General features: G+C 46.2%; 11 protein-coding genes. 6 read left to right on the top strand and 5 right to left on the bottom strand.

Features of this window, described 5'->3' with window-relative positions; genetic code table 11:
* Positions 1–528: 528 nt before the first annotated feature.
* From TW81_RS04155 to TW81_RS04135, 5 genes are all read left to right on the top strand, one after another.
* Positions 529–2,244, top strand: a complete 1,716-nt coding sequence (locus TW81_RS04155) for a dipeptide ABC transporter ATP-binding protein (RefSeq protein WP_045954476.1) — start codon at positions 529–531, stop codon at positions 2,242–2,244.
* Between the two features lie 94 nt (positions 2,245–2,338).
* Positions 2,339–3,889 carry an ABC transporter substrate-binding protein gene (locus TW81_RS04150; protein ID WP_045954475.1) on the top strand — a complete coding sequence of 517 codons (1,551 nt, stop codon included), beginning with the start codon at positions 2,339–2,341 and terminating at the stop codon, positions 3,887–3,889.
* A 165-nt stretch (positions 3,890–4,054) separates the two neighbouring features.
* Positions 4,055–5,032: an ABC transporter permease gene (locus tag TW81_RS04145; protein WP_045954474.1), complete on the top strand. Its 978-nt coding sequence runs from the start codon at positions 4,055–4,057 to the stop codon at positions 5,030–5,032.
* Positions 5,033–5,034: 2 nt separating this feature from the next.
* Entirely contained in the window at positions 5,035–5,973 is a 939-nt protein-coding gene (locus TW81_RS04140) for an ABC transporter permease (RefSeq protein ID WP_045954473.1), read from the top strand.
* A gap of 171 nt (positions 5,974–6,144) precedes the next feature.
* The gene (locus TW81_RS04135) at positions 6,145–7,065 is read left to right on the top strand and encodes an SPOR domain-containing protein (RefSeq protein WP_084715802.1); all 921 of its coding nucleotides are present in this window, start codon (positions 6,145–6,147) and stop codon (positions 7,063–7,065) included.
* Positions 7,066–7,088: 23 nt separating this feature from the next.
* Here TW81_RS04135 and TW81_RS04130 read toward each other — a convergent pair whose 3' ends face one another.
* On the bottom strand, positions 7,089–7,847 hold the full coding sequence (locus tag TW81_RS04130; protein WP_045954471.1) for a hypothetical protein: 759 nt from the start codon (positions 7,845–7,847) through the stop codon (positions 7,089–7,091).
* A gap of 103 nt (positions 7,848–7,950) precedes the next feature.
* On the opposite strand from TW81_RS04130, the gene TW81_RS04125 reads away from it, so the two are divergent.
* Positions 7,951–8,847, top strand: coding sequence for a response regulator (locus tag TW81_RS04125; RefSeq protein ID WP_045954470.1), 897 nt, complete (start codon positions 7,951–7,953; stop codon positions 8,845–8,847).
* 72 nt (positions 8,848–8,919) lie between these two features.
* On the opposite strand, the gene fhuB is transcribed toward TW81_RS04125, so the two are convergent.
* The 4 genes from fhuB to TW81_RS04105 are packed head-to-tail and all read right to left on the bottom strand — an operon-like array spanning position 8,920 to position 14,718.
* The gene (gene fhuB / locus TW81_RS04120; RefSeq protein WP_045954469.1) at positions 8,920–10,887 is read right to left on the bottom strand and encodes a Fe(3+)-hydroxamate ABC transporter permease FhuB; all 1,968 of its coding nucleotides are present in this window, start codon (positions 10,885–10,887) and stop codon (positions 8,920–8,922) included.
* On the bottom strand, positions 10,884–11,813 hold the full coding sequence (locus tag TW81_RS04115) for an iron-siderophore ABC transporter substrate-binding protein (protein WP_045954468.1): 930 nt from the start codon (positions 11,811–11,813) through the stop codon (positions 10,884–10,886). The genes fhuB and TW81_RS04115 overlap by 4 nt, the downstream gene beginning before the upstream one ends.
* A complete protein-coding gene (locus TW81_RS04110) occupies positions 11,804–12,589 on the bottom strand; it encodes an ABC transporter ATP-binding protein (RefSeq protein WP_045954467.1) in 786 nt (261 codons plus the stop codon). Before TW81_RS04110 ends, TW81_RS04115 begins: the two co-directional genes overlap by 10 nt.
* A gap of 50 nt (positions 12,590–12,639) precedes the next feature.
* Positions 12,640–14,718 carry a TonB-dependent siderophore receptor gene (locus TW81_RS04105; RefSeq protein WP_045954466.1) on the bottom strand — a complete coding sequence of 693 codons (2,079 nt, stop codon included), beginning with the start codon at positions 14,716–14,718 and terminating at the stop codon, positions 12,640–12,642.
* Positions 14,719–14,731: the final 13 nt, after the last annotated feature.

Raw genomic sequence — 14,731 nt, 5'->3', positions numbered from 1 at the left:
ATAGCGACCTTTGCTAAATTTCCCTTATCTATATACGCTAATAGTTAATCAATTATGCGTTTAAATTATGCGTTCGTTATTGCTAGATAATTAAGTTTATCTATAAGAGGTTTGTGGTGTTTTATTTTTGTTATTTGCTTATATTGCAGTTTAAATAACTGGTTTTATGTTTTTAAACTGGATTGGTGTTTTTATTTTGTTAATTTGTCGCGCGTGCTTTTGTTGAATTAGTATTCATTTATGCTTGTGGCCAAAATAAATAACAAATGACCAAACTCCTCTTTTTCATTGCTCTCTGACCCATTTGTCTCTCAGGTATGACCAATCGAAGATATAGATTGATTGCATATTTATTTTGCGATACTGCTTGGTTTTTGTTCTATTTCAACTTTTTATCCTATCTTTGTTGCTTTTCTGTGAATTTTTTGCCAAATTGATGGCCTTGTAAATAGCCAGAACGTTATTCTGGTATGAATGGATTCACTTTCAGACAGGGCAGAAAACTGCCGAAGCAGTAGAGGTCTGGTAATGTCACTTTTAGAAGTTAAAAACCTTCGAATTGAGTACCCTTCGCGTCATGGTGTACATGCCGCAGTTAAATCACTCTCCTTTAATATCGAGCGTGGAGAAATCGTCGGCGTTGTTGGCGAATCAGGCGCAGGTAAATCAACGGTTGGTAACGCAGTTATCGATCTTCTTAGCCCCCCAGGTCGTATTGCTAGTGGCGATGTCTACCTTGACGGTGAGCTTATTTCTGGTTTAACGCCAGAGCAAATGCGTACGGTTCGTGGCTCTAAAATTGGATTTATCTTCCAAGATCCAATGACATCTCTAAACCCTCTGTTTACCGTTGAACATCAACTGAAAGAAACAATTCATGCCAATATGAAGGTTTCTGACCAAGAGGCGTACCAAAGAGCGCTCTCTTTAATGGAACAGGTGGGTATCCCACAACCTGAAAATCGATTAAAACAATATCCACACCAATTTTCTGGTGGTATGCGTCAGCGCGTAGTTATCGCCATTGCCCTTGCGGGTGAACCTGATCTGATTATTGCCGATGAACCCACGACGGCATTGGATGTATCGATTCAAGATCAAATTCTTAGTCTTATTCGAGAGTTGTGTATAAAGAACAACGTTGGCTGTATGTTGGTTACCCATGATATGGGCGTAGTTTCCAACGTTACAGACCGCGTGGCGGTAATGTACCGTGGCGACTTAGTTGAGTTCGGTCCAACGGCGAAAGTGCTTGGCGATCCTGACCACTCATACACACGTAGTCTTATTTCTGCTGTCCCTCGCTCTGATATGAAATTGGATCGTTTTCCTTTGGTTTCATACATCGAAGAAGCACACGAGATGGAGCCTCTGGATGTGAAAAATCATTGGTTGGGTCAAAGCCAGGATCATCGAGAGTACACAGGTTCACTACTCACAGTAGAAAACGTTAATCTACGTTTCGTGACCAAAGATTCTTTGTTTGAAAGTCGCCGTGAATATGTCCAGGCTTCAAATAATGTCAGTTTTGAAGTGTTCGAGGGTGAAACTTTCGGTTTGGTTGGCGAGTCCGGCTCGGGCAAATCAACTATCGCGCGTGTGATTGCTGGTCTTTACGCCCCCAACTCAGGCAAAGTGACCTTTGAAGGTGTTGATCTAACAGCGTTGAAGTCAGAGAAAGAACGCCGCCCGATGCGTCGCCAAATGCAGATGGTGTTCCAAAACCCATATACTTCAATGAACCCGCGGATGAAGATTTTCGACATCATCGCAGAGCCTATCCGATTCCATAAACTGACCAACAGTGAAGCGGAAACAAGACAGATCGTTAATGACCTGCTTGAGCATGTTGGTCTGGGTAAGATGGCAGGGGTGAAATACCCGCACGAATTCTCTGGTGGTCAACGCCAGCGTATCTCGATTGCGCGTGCACTGGCAACTCGCCCTCGTTTATTGATTTGTGACGAACCTACCTCAGCTCTTGATGTGTCGGTACAGGCGCAAATCCTTAACCTACTTAAAGATTTACAAGATGAGCTAAATCTAACCATGCTATTTATCAGTCACGATTTACCCGTTATTCGTCAGATGTGTGACCGAGTGGGTGTGATGCAGATGGGCACATTATTGGAAGTTGCCCCAACAGAACAGCTATTTAGAACACCTCAACACGAATACAGTAAGCAACTGATTTCATTAATGCCTGAATTCACAGGCTTAAGAGAAGAAGTAAAAACGGCATAAAGTCGTAAATCTTTCCCGTCGTCGTTATGTCGACGGGGTATAAACAGAAGCAAATACAACAACTAGGGATGAATCCCGCATGAAGGAGTTATGCATGAAAACCATGAAAAGCAAACTAGCAGTGGCTTTAATGGCAGCAGGCTTGAGCTTTAGCGCAGCTGCAGCAGATATTACCGTCGCTTATGACGCAGACCCAGTATCACTTGACCCGCATGAGCAGCTTTCTGGCGGCACACTGCAAATGTCTCACATGGTGTTTGATCCACTAGTTCGTTACACACAGAAGTTAGATTTTGAACCTCGCCTTGCAGAGAAATGGGAACGTGTTGATGATACAACATTCCGCTTCAAACTGCGTGAAGGTGTGAAGTTCCACTCTGGTAACGAACTAACCGCTGATGATGTAGTTTGGACGTTTGACCGTCTGAAAGACTCTCCAGACTTTAAAGCGATCTTTGAACCGTACGAGAAGATGGTTAAAGTTGATGATTACACGGTAGAGCTTGTTTCTAAAGGCGCATACCCGCTGGTTCTTCAAACCGCGACTTACATCTTCCCAATGGACAGCAAGTTCTACTCAGGCACAACGGCTGATGGCAAAGACAAGGGCGAAGTGGTTAAGCACGGTAACTCTTTTGCTTCAACCAACGTATCAGGTACTGGCCCATTCGTTGTTACTTCTCGTGAGCAAGGTGTAAAAGTAGAATTTGAACGTTTTGACGGTTACTGGGACAAGAACACTGGTAACGTAGACAAACTAACACTAGTACCAATCAAAGAAGACGCAACTCGCGTTGCAGCACTTCTTTCTGGCGATGTTGATATGATTGCGCCAGTGGCTCCAAACGACCACAAGCGTGTACAAGATGCGAAGAATGTCGATCTGGTTACTCTACCAGGTACTCGTATCATCACGTTCCAAATGAACCAAAGCAGCAACGAAGCACTTAAAGATGTTCGCGTTCGTCAGGCGATTGTTCACGCAATCAACAACGAAGGTATCGTTAAGAAGATCATGAAAGACTTCGCTACAGCAGCGGGTCAGCAAGGCCCTGCAGGCTATGCAGGTTACAGCGCAGATCTTGTTCCTCGTTACGATCTGAAGAAAGCTAAAGCTCTGATGAAAGAAGCAGGTTACGAGAACGGCTTTACGCTAACTATGATGGCGCCAAACAACCGTTACGTGAACGATGCGAAGATTGCTCAGGCAGCTGCAGCAATGCTATCTAAGATTGGTATCAAAGTTGATCTTAAGACTATGCCTAAAGCGCAATACTGGCCTGAGTTCGACCTATGTGCAGCAGATATGCTGATGATTGGTTGGCACTCAGATACAGAAGATTCAGCGAACTTCTCTGAGTTCCTAACTATGACTCGTAACGAAGAAACGGGTAAAGGTCAGTACAACTGTGGTCACTACTCAAATGCAGAAGTGGACAAGCTAGTAATGGATTCAAACGTAGAAACGGATCCTGCTAAGCGTGCACAGATGCTACAACAAGTAGAAACGACGCTGTACAACGAAGCTGCGTTTGTTCCTCTACACTGGCAGAACCTCGCATGGGGCGCAAAATCTAACGTAGATATCGCTCCAATCGTTAACGCGATGAACTTCCCTTACTTCGGCGATCTAGTGGTTAAATAATTAGGTTGAAGTAAGTTGGGCATCTGCATGATGCAGGTGCCCACTAATTTTTTGGTACTTAACTTTGTTTCAGTCGGGTTAGGTGCCATTTTTAAGACTGAAGATTGCGACCAAAGACTCTTTGGCTTCGCAGGCTGAAATCTATGGAAAGTTAAGGGGCAAGGAATGTTTTCGTTTCTGGTCAAGCGCCTGTTTCAGGCACTGATAGTGATGTTTGTGATCAGTCTAGTGGCGTTTGCCATTCAGGATAACTTAGGTGACCCATTGCGTGAGCTGGTAGGTCAGTCGGTTTCAGAAGCCGAACGACAAGCTCTGCGTGACGAACTAGGTCTGAATGATCCCTTCATTACAAAATACACTCGCTTTGTAAGCTCTGCGATACAAGGTGATCTTGGTACATCCTATTTCTTCAAGCGCCCAGCGGTTGAGGTGATTCTTGATAAATTGGTCGCGACATTAGAATTGGTTTTCGGTGCCACTCTGATCATTGTCGTTTGTTCGATTCCGCTTGGCGTCTACTCGGCTATTCACCCCAAAAGTTTCTTCACCAAACTAGTGATGGCGGGAAGTAGTATCGGGATTTCGATTCCTGTCTTCTTGACGGCCATTATGCTGATGTATGTGTTCTCTATTGAGCTAGGTTGGCTACCTTCTTATGGTCGCGGCGAAACAGCCAACCTATTGGGTTGGGAGTCAGGCTATTTCACGCTGGATGGCTTAGCACATTTAATTTTGCCATGTATCGCTCTTGCGTCGATTATGTTGCCTTTGTTCATTCGCTTAGTTCGTTCTGAAATGCTCGAAGTACTGAGCTCTGAATACATCAAGTTTGGTAAAGCGAAAGGTCTCGCACTGAACAAAATTTACTACCAGCATGCATTGAAAAACACTATGTTGCCTGTTCTTACCGTTGGTGGTGTGCAAATCGGTACTATGGTTGCTTACACCATATTGACTGAAACTGTTTTCCAATGGCCGGGTACTGGCTTCCTTTTCCTTGAAGCGATCAACCGCGTCGATACGCCGCTAATCACGGCTTACGTCATCTTCGTGGGTTTAATTTTCGTTGTGACCAACACAATTGTTGACTTGCTTTACGGCATCATCAACCCAACGGTCGATCTAACAGGTAAAGGAGCATAACCATGAGTCAAACAGCAGCTGCTCCTTCACGTTGGGAGCGATTCAAACAATCGGATTTCTTGTATTACTTTAAACGCGATAAAGTCGCTATGGCGAGTTTTACTGTGTTCATGATGTTTTTGGTGATGGCGCTGGCTGCACCAATTCTGTCTCCAACCGATCCATACGATCTGGCGTCAATTGATATTATGGATTCAGAGCTACCTCCATCATGGATGGAAGGTGGTGATGAGCGTTTTGTCCTAGGTACAGATGAACAGGGTCGCGATATCCTATCGACTATTCTTTATGGCTCACGTCTGTCTCTAAGCATTGGTTTCTTAGCGGTAGGCTTACAGCTTGTGCTAGGGATTGTGATTGGTCTGTCAGCGGGTTACTTCGGTGGCCGTATTGATAGCTTCCTAATGCGCTTTGCTGATGTTCAGTTGTCATTTTCAACCATGATGGTGGCGATCATTGTGTCGGCGATTTTTAAAGCCAGCTTTGGTAGTGATTTCTACAGTCAGTATGCGGTTGTTATGCTGGTAGTCATTATCGGCGTTGCGGAATGGCCTCAGTATGCTCGTACTATTCGTGCTTCAGTGTTGGCAGAGAAGAAGAAAGAGTATGTTGAAGCGGCACGCGTAATGGGCTTTAAAGCACCGCGCATTATGTTCCGCCATATCCTGCCAAATTGTCTATCGCCAATCCTTGTTATCTCAACCGTACAGGTGGCAAACGCCATCATGTCAGAAGCGGCACTTTCTTTCCTAGGCCTAGGTTTGCCAGTAGACCAACCTTCGTTGGGTGCGCTCATTAGTATTGGATTTAACTACATTTTCTCAGGTGCGTGGTGGATTACTGCGTTCCCAGGCGTTGTATTGGTAACATTGGTGTTGGTTATCAATTTGCTTGGTGACTGGTTACGTGATGTATTTAACCCTAAAATTTATAAAGGGTGATCCAAGCCTAAGATTTGATTATAAAAATCTCACTACACTAAGAGCCGTAAGTCATTACGGCTCTTTTTTTGCATTCTCAATATCAGGGCGGTGAAACGCCAATAAAGTCACTATAGTGATCGACCAAAGTGGCTAAACTTGACGTTAAGTGTAAAGGGTATGGATATCAATATGGCCGCAAAGCCAAAACAAACATTTTGCAAGTGTTGGACTCTTGTCGCAGCATTGGCTTTACCTCTGTTTTCAGCACCAATCTTAGCTGACGAGTTTCTATGTGATGCGACTCAGGCATCGACTAACGAGTTACCATTGCTAGATAAGACCTGTCCTGTTGGACAAGGATTGTGGGGCAAATCTCAACCGCGTGGGCAAGAGTCAACGTTCTGGATTCAGTGTGGTGTCTTCAGTCAGCCACTGCCTGTGGCAAAAGCGAAAAAACTTTATCAACATATCTCAACGGACGTTTGGGCAAAGCCTGAAGACAAGGCTTACCGCTGCTTGATTGGTCCCTACCAAGATTTCTCCCAAGCTAAGCAAGATTTAGCTAGAGTGAAAACGGAGCCGGGTTATAAAGAAGCGTTCATTCGCGAAGTGGTGAAAGGGGCACCACTGAAAAAAGCGGCGGTCAAACCACAGCCCAAACCTAAGCCGAGTAGCAAAACAAAACCTCAAGCGACCACTGTGATTCCTGCACCCGTAATGGCTCAGCCAGAACCTATTGCCAGTGAGGTGGTAGCTGATGCGCCGCAGCCGAATCAATCAGACGTTGCCATTCGTTTAACGGCATCGGTATCAGGCGTGGAGTATAAAGTGCCATACAGCATGTTTAGCAATGATCAGTTTTATATGGAGCACAACTTGCCTTGGAATCGACTTGACTACGAGGGAGCATATAAAACCTGTTACCGATTAGGAATGCGCTTAGCCAGCTCTGAGGAGTGGCAGGCTTTACTCGATTCTGATGTCATGAAGCAAGATAACTGGCCGATGCACTTGCCTTATTGGGGCGCAGAAAAAACAGGGCTATTTACCAGTGGTAAAGTCAATCAGTTAAAAGGCACATCGTTATTGAATGTTGTGTGCGTCAAGTAACCGTATGAATCATTAGCGTTGCGCTATTGATTTTGCTGTTCGGCCTCTTGGAGTAACTCGAGGTATTTCTTTTCTACAAACTCTTTTTCTTTACTCATATGGGCAAGCTGCTGCTTGGAGGTTTCTAGTTCTGCCGCCAAGCCTTTTGTATCTCCTGCCGAGGCGAGCTTCTGTTTGTATGCTTCGATCTGGTCTTGCAGCTGCTTTTTCTCTTGCTGAAATTGCTTGGCTAAATTTTCCGTGCCACCAGACTCGCTGATTTGGATATATTCCTGCTCTAGCTGTTCAAATTGCTTCTCTAACTGCTGGTTTTCTATCTGTAGACTTTCTACCGTATCACTCTGTTTCAATAGTCGGCTTTTCGCTTTCTGTAGCCCGCGGACACTTTTGTCTAAATCTCCTTTTAGCTTTTTGATTAGGCGGTGCGATTTACTCAGTTTCTGGTTTAGCTCATCAATAGATTCTTGCTCCTGTGCACTCAATTCACCATTAGCGGCCTTTATTTGTGATACCTGACTTTCTAGTGCTTGTTGGATGATGATTAAGTCATTGAGCGTGGCATTGTTATCATCGGTGTAGTTGAGGGCGTTGTCGACAGACTGTTGGCACAACTCATAGGTATTGTTGTCCATATCGCGTCCTGTGACGATTTGGCGGGCAAAGTGGCGAAACTCACGTAGGATTAAAAGCAAAATGACAAACCATACCAGCAGGATAAGCAACCCAAAATCGACGGCGAGAGCCAGTAGGTTTTCTGAAGTTAATAGTGGCGTTAAATCCATCTCTTACCACGCAAGTTAAGCTATTCATGGTTTGTAAGTTTAGTTGCTTGAAGGAAATGTGCCTATAATTTAGACAGTTTAGTAGGGTAGGTGGCGAAAAGCGGTGAAAATTCTGATCGTGGATGACAGTAAAGCGACATTGGAAATAGTCAGGCGGGGTTTAGAGAGCTTTGGCTATTGCCGTTTATCGATTGAAAAAACCTGTAGTGCGACCCAGGCACTAGATATAGCGAAACAGTGGCAACCAGAGATAGTGCTGACCGATTGGTATATGCCTGATATGACTGGACTGACGTTGACCCAAGAGCTGATGAAGCTTGACCAAGGCATTAAGGTAGGGATGATTACCACGGTCGATGATCCTAACCAAATCAATCAAGCGAAAGGAGCAGGAGCGAGTTTTGTGCTAACGAAGCCCTTTGAAGACGATGAGTTACATCGTTACTTGCTGCCGCTGGTGCAGGGGGCGGAGGAGAGCAAAAAAGCGTTAGATTCGATTAGCGAGGTGCAAAAAGAGTTGGCGCTGCCCAAATTATCTCAACTAGAAAAGCTCCTGCAGCGAGAGTTAGGTAGCAGTTTGACGCTGTCGAGTATTCCTCCTCAGACTTTTGATGAGAGTAAGATACCTTGTTTGTTAGCCGTGTATGAAGATAGTGCAACTCAACGACCAAGGGCGGTTGCCATGCTTGATTTAGATGCGATTTGTGTTTTATCTCAAGCAGGGGCGTCCATCTCACAAGCTGAAATTGAGCAAGTGCTTAAAAGCCAGCTCGCGAGCAAAGGTGTATTAGATGCTTGTCATCGTGTCTTAGATCGTTCAGCGCTGGCCTTTTTAGATAGCCAAACGCGCAAAAGTCTACGTTTGAAAAACATCAGTTTTGTTCCGAGTGCCTTCGATAAACTGCAGACCTTATATGAAAAAGAAGCCGACAAACGGGTTGATTTCAGCTGCGCATTGAATGAATCATTGACTGGCAAAGTCACTTTAGTTGGCTTCTAAATACTAGACAGCATAAGGACGTGTCGCCCTTATGCTTGAATATCACAGCCAACAGCGCACGACGCGCTGCTATCAGTTAAATTTACTTTTCATCATCAGCATTAAAAAGTACCCACTGCCAATAATGGCAACTAAGGTTCCCGCTGCGATTTGACTTGGATAGACCGCTATTTGACCGAGCCAGTCAGCCCAAATCATCAGAGCGGCACCGACTAAGCCTCCCACTACCAACTGCTGCTTTATACTGCGTGCACCGAGCATCATTGCCATGTGCGGGGCGACTAAGCCAACAAAAGAGATCGGCCCCACCGTGGCGGTGGAGAGGGCACATAACAGCGCGACCACAGTCAACAGCAAGGTGTTGGCCGTCATAGGACTCAGGCCACGAGCGTGAGAGAATGCACGGCCGATGGAGATCAGAGTCAGCCAGCGGGAAATGGCAAACACAGCCATAACCAAAATCACAACCGAGGCGGCAAGCCACAACGCCGTTGAACCAGTGACTCGATAAGTTGAACCGGTTAGCCATAGCAGGATGTCATAACTGTCCCCAGAGCCTTGAGCTAAGGCAAATTGCACTAATGCTTCTAATAGTGCAGTTAAGGCAATACCAGACAAAACAAAATTGGATGGGTTGAACTGACTGCGCTTACCAATTAACAGGAGTAACATCAACACCGCGAGACTACCCATAAAGGCAATACCCCAGTTAAATGCCGCAAGCGTCGAACCTAACACAACCCCAGTCACAATAATCGCGAAGGTTGCTCCCGATGAAACACCGAGAATGTCTGGGCTAGCCAATGGGTTATAAACAATGCGCTGTAAGATAATGCCTGCGACAGAAAGGGCAACGCCCACTGATACCGCAGTAAGTGCTCTTGGCCAGCGTAGCTGCCATTGAAATTCACCTGGGGTGGCGACTTGGATCCCAGAAGGGCCATGAGTAATAAAGGTGTAGGCCAATACACCGACGAAGATTAAGCTGGCAATGCCCGCCATTGTTAGCCGAGAGAGGTGACGCGTCCCTCGGTTCATCGAAAGATTGAGCTGGTCGGTTGCGGAAAGCTTTTTACGCGTAAACCATATCAGCGCTGGTGCACCTATTGCAGCGGCTGTTACTCCGCTTGGAATGGTCTCTTCAAGCCATAAACTCAGTACCACCGCGACTGAATCGGTGACCAATAACAGAATCGCTCCGAGCAGCAGGCTGCTAATGAGTTCATCACGTGGCGTTCTTGCGCCTAATGCTCTGGCGATATTGGGTGTCAGCAGGCCGATAAAGCTAATAATACCCACAGCAGTAATTGAGGCGGAAACGAGCCATATAGCGAGTAACATCAGACCAGCAAATGCCGGCATCACGGAAAGGCCGCGTGCGGTTGCTCCTTCTTGGCCGAGCTTAAGCACAGTAAGAATTCTTGGTGCCACGATAAGGATAATCACAGCAACGGCAGTTCGAGGCAATAACCATATAAACCACTGCCAACTGTACTGGGTGAGGTTACCAGCGCCCCACATAAAGATATTTTGCGCAAACTGGGCATTCAAAATAATGATGGCAGTGGCGACCGAGCCGAGCAAAATATTGATCACCATACCTGACACCACTAGGGGTAACCCGGTCATATTGCGCACACCAGCAATAGAGACGATCAAACCAAATGCCACCAGCGCACCTACCATGGCGGCCAACGCAGAGTAATCGGCTACCCAGTCGACAAACCAGATATTCACGATAACTAACGCCAACCAAGCGCCTGATGAGGTGCCGAGTGTCAGTGGTGACGTGAGATTGTTTTGCGTTAACTGTTGCATCAAGCTGCCGGTTAGACCAAGCATAGCGCCCACTAGCAGCGTGATACATAAGCGAGGGAGCTGAGCTTGGACAAAGAAGACATCGCGAAAATCATTCGCTGCCTCGGGTTGTACAACAAGTTGCCATTGAGAGGACAAGGATAAACGGGTATCGATTTGCAAACTGACGACACCAAGCAGAATCATCAGTGTGAGGTAGGCAAAATAATGTAGAATTTTCATTGCGTTGCAGCCAATTCAATTAAACTGTCAGTGATGGCTTGGGCGGTATAGTGCAAAGACATTGCGCCTCCATAGGCCCACACGGTGCGAACTGAGTTTACCTGTTTGCGTTTTACGAACGGCATCGCCTGCCACAAAGGAGAGTCCTTAAGCTTGCTCTCTTGTGGAAACGGCAACACATACAACACGTAACTGTCAGATAAATCTTGCAAGCGATTGATGCGCTCTTGCTTTATGCCCCAAGCCCGAGCAGAGACAGAAATGGGATTGGTTAGGCCAAGCTGCTCAACAACATAGTGCGTCGTTGAGTTTTCAGTAGCAAGGAACACGGTATTGGGTGTCGAAAACCGAATCACCAGTACGCTGAGAGGTTGAGAGTAACTCTGCGCGATTTGCTTGCGCATGTGAGCCAATGAGGCATCAAGCTGCGCCAACTTTTGCTCTGCCAATGACTGTTTGTTAAACAATTTTCCTAGGGTACGGAAGTGTTTAATTGCGGTTTCAGCGGCAGCCTCATTTTCAGAAAAGTTCGGTAAATAAATTACGGGTGCGATCTGTTTGAGCAACGGGATCAAATCACGTTGTGGTGAAGCGGCAAGAATGACATCGGGCTTTAAGTTAGCAATTTTCTCTAGGTTGGGTTCAGAGCGTGTGCCGATATCTTCAATCGAATCCGGTGCCAAAGGGTTGACCACCCAAGTGCGGTATCCCGTTAGGTTGGGTGCCGCAACGGGGATCACCTCAAGCGCAAGAACTTGCTCCAGAACATCCCAGTTAAGTGCAACGACTCGCTCAGGCGCTTGTTCAAATCTATGTGTGCCATAGGTATCTTGAATCTCAATCGCAGCGTGAGCAATGGTCGAAAAAAGAACCAAACACATCAACACGTTAAGCCACAAGAGAGTATTTCGAATCACTATGCGCATACGACGGCGACCTTTTGGCTGGCAACAGTGTCTGCAGGCGTTGGGTGATCGATCAGCTTGATTGGTGATTGATAAAGCGCCGATAGCCTCTCTTCATTGAGCAGTATTTCGGCACTGCCTTCAAAGGCAATCTGGCCTTGTTTTAACGCGACAATATGAGTGGCATAGCGCAAGGCTAAATTTAAGTCGTGTAGTATCACGATAATGCCCACGTTTTCCGTTCGGTTTAGCTCTGACAATAAACCCATCAATTGAAATTGATGGTGCACATCCAGTGCTGATGTTGGTTCATCTAGGATTAAAATCGGAGACTGCTGGGCCAACAACATGGATACCCAAGCGCGTTGACGTTCGCCACCGGAAAGGTCATCGGCTAAGGATTTAGCAAAGGGTGTCACGCCCGTACGCAGCATTGCGTCACTGATAATCTGTTTATCCTCGGCATTCCAGCGACCCAACGCACCACGCCAAGGAAAGCGTCCTAAACGGACTAACTCTTCGACCGTCAAGCCTGCTGAAGCCGGTAGCTTTTGCGGTAAATAGGCAATTTGCTTTGCCAGTGCTTTGGTTTTAAAGCTCGCGAGGGGTGTTTTATTGAGCGCGACGCTGCCACTGTCGGGAGCCATTTGCCCGGAAAGTAGGTTAACCAGCGTTGATTTTCCCGAGCCGTTGTGACCTAACACGACGGTCAGCTCATTGGTTGGAATCGAAAGGCTGTCAATGCTGAGGATCGGGCGTCCACCGCGAACAACCTGAATATTAGAGAGTTGATACATGGAAGGATCTGCAAAGAAGACTCCCCTCGAGTGAGGGGAGTGGATATTAATTACCAGCGGTAGTTTGCGTTTAGCATTACCGTACGTGACTGGCCGTAGTAACAGTTGTAGTTGCACACAGAAACATATTCTTTATCAAGCAAGTTGTTGATGTTCAACTGAGCTTGCCATTGTGAAGTGATGTCATAAGTGGCAGCTGCATCCCAAAGGGTCACACCCGGAACGGTCGCCGCCGTGTTATCTGGGCTGTCTTTAGACTCGCCGATATAACGTAGACCGGACGCAATAGTTAGCCCATCAACTAAGGAGTATGCATCGTAGTCAAGCCAAAGTGTCGCTAGGTGTTTTGGATAAACAGCGGCTTGCTTAAACTCGTTGCTGTTAGTGACATTGGTTTTGACGCTGTTGTAGGTGTAGCTTGCTGATACTTTGACCGTATCGGTTACTTTACTAACAGCTTCAACTTCAAAGCCTTCAGAGTGAGTTTCACCCGATTGCGTGGTTAAACTACCTTGAGTTTGCAGGGCATTTTTCTGGGTAATATCAAATAGTGCGACATTGATGTAACCATCGATGATTGATGGTGTGTATTTGACACCTAGCTCGTACTGCTCACCTTCGAGTGGCTTATACGGCTTTTTAGTCACTGGGTCGATCGTACCAAGAACTTCAAATGACTCAGAGTAGCTAATGTACGGTGAAAGCCCATTATCTGCTAAGTACATTAAGCCAAGGTTCATCGACAGTTGGCTTTCGTCTACGGAATCTTTCGTTGAGCTGGTTAGGTTTTTGTTATCGACTGAAACCCAATCGTAGCGAGCACCAATATTGGCAATCCAGCGTTGTTGGAAGTTCAAATTGTATTGCGAGTAGAGACCAACCTGAGATTTATTGATTTCTCGATCTACGTTGTTCGCAGGATCCAACGGAGTGTAGTTGCCATACACTGGGTTCATCGCATCGATTTGGCTAAACCCATAGTTGTCTTGCTCGGCACCCTCAGTCTTACTGTACTGGAGGTCTAGGCCCGTTAGGACAGTATGTTCTGCACTATCAGTAAACCAGTTAGCAACCGCATTGTTATCAAACGCGAGGCTTTGGTTTTTTCCATCACGGAATACGACGCCACGGTATAACTGGTCAGAGTCTGGTGTGTAGTTAGTAAACGCATAAACGCTGCGTAAGAATAATTCGTTGTAGCCGTAATTAAAGTTTTGATTCAGTGTCCAAGTGTCGTTTAAGTAGTGCTTTAACTGGTAACCAAACGAAATCTGCGTACGTTCATACTTATCGTAGTCCGGCTCACCATAATTGGTGGATGGGTCAATTTTGCCAAAGTCTGATTCGAGCAAAGTGCCGTAAATCGGGAAGAACGGGTTGGTTGGTATACCATCGTCTTGGAGATAAGTGGCGAGTAACGTCAACTCAGTTTTTTCTGATACATCAATCTCAAGGCTTGGTGCAAGGTAGATGCGATCGGTTTCCGTATGGTCTAGCTCACCGTCTGTAGAGCGAAACTTACTGACAAGGCGGTAACGAACAGAACCATCGTCATTGGCATCACCAGAAGCATCGACAGCAACGGCTTGATGATTTTTGTTCCCCAGCTCAAGGCGAAGTTCGTTGCTTTGAGCTGAACTCGGTTTTTTCTGAACGGCATTGACAATACCGCCTGGCGCCGACTCACCATAAAGAATCGCGGAAGGGCCTTTAATGACTTCTACGGCTTCTAAGCCATATGGTTCAAGTAACCAAGTGTAGTACCCATCGCGGAATAGACGGTTGCCGTCGAGGTAGGTGGCCGCTTCAAAACCACGAATACCTATCCAATCCGTATCGTTGTCAGCACCGTATGGCTGTGCAGTGACGCCCGACGTGTAACGCAACGCTTCATCCAGTTTTTGCGGAGCGCGTTGACGCAGTTCGTCTTCACTGACAATCGACACCGATTTTGGTGTTTCTGCTGCTGGTGTTTCTACTTTCAATGCCTGAGCCGTTACTGTGATGGTTTCCATCTGAGTAACGTCTTCGTCAGCGTGAACAGTCAGCGCAACCACTGCAGCTGCTGGGGTTACAGCATAGACGATTGCATTTCTAATCGCCGCTGTAAGCATGTGAGTTTTTATCATGATTGTATTCCCG

Origin of the sequence: Vibrio galatheae (genome assembly GCF_000967545.1) — a bacterium.
Taxonomy (GTDB): Bacteria; Pseudomonadota; Gammaproteobacteria; order Enterobacterales; family Vibrionaceae; genus Vibrio; species Vibrio galatheae.
This window is presented reverse-complemented; position numbering and strand designations above follow the sequence as displayed.

Excerpts from the sequence above, each read along its gene's own strand:
- TW81_RS04155 (WP_045954476.1), top strand. The coding sequence starts at position 529 with ATGTCACTTTTAGAAGTTAAAAACCTTCGAATTGAGTACCCTTCGCGT.
- TW81_RS04105 (WP_045954466.1), bottom strand. The coding sequence starts at position 14,718 with ATGATAAAAACTCACATGCTTACAGCGGCGATTAGAAATGCAATCGTC.
- TW81_RS04110 (WP_045954467.1), bottom strand. The coding sequence starts at position 12,589 with ATGTATCAACTCTCTAATATTCAGGTTGTTCGCGGTGGACGCCCGATC.
- TW81_RS04145 (WP_045954474.1), top strand. The coding sequence starts at position 4,055 with ATGTTTTCGTTTCTGGTCAAGCGCCTGTTTCAGGCACTGATAGTGATG.
- TW81_RS04115 (WP_045954468.1), bottom strand. The coding sequence starts at position 11,813 with ATGCGCATAGTGATTCGAAATACTCTCTTGTGGCTTAACGTGTTGATG.
- TW81_RS04140 (WP_045954473.1), top strand. The coding sequence starts at position 5,035 with ATGAGTCAAACAGCAGCTGCTCCTTCACGTTGGGAGCGATTCAAACAA.
- fhuB (WP_045954469.1), bottom strand. The coding sequence starts at position 10,887 with ATGAAAATTCTACATTATTTTGCCTACCTCACACTGATGATTCTGCTT.
- TW81_RS04130 (WP_045954471.1), bottom strand. The coding sequence starts at position 7,847 with ATGGATTTAACGCCACTATTAACTTCAGAAAACCTACTGGCTCTCGCC.
- TW81_RS04150 (WP_045954475.1), top strand. The coding sequence starts at position 2,339 with ATGAAAACCATGAAAAGCAAACTAGCAGTGGCTTTAATGGCAGCAGGC.
- TW81_RS04135 (WP_084715802.1), top strand. The coding sequence starts at position 6,145 with ATGGCCGCAAAGCCAAAACAAACATTTTGCAAGTGTTGGACTCTTGTC.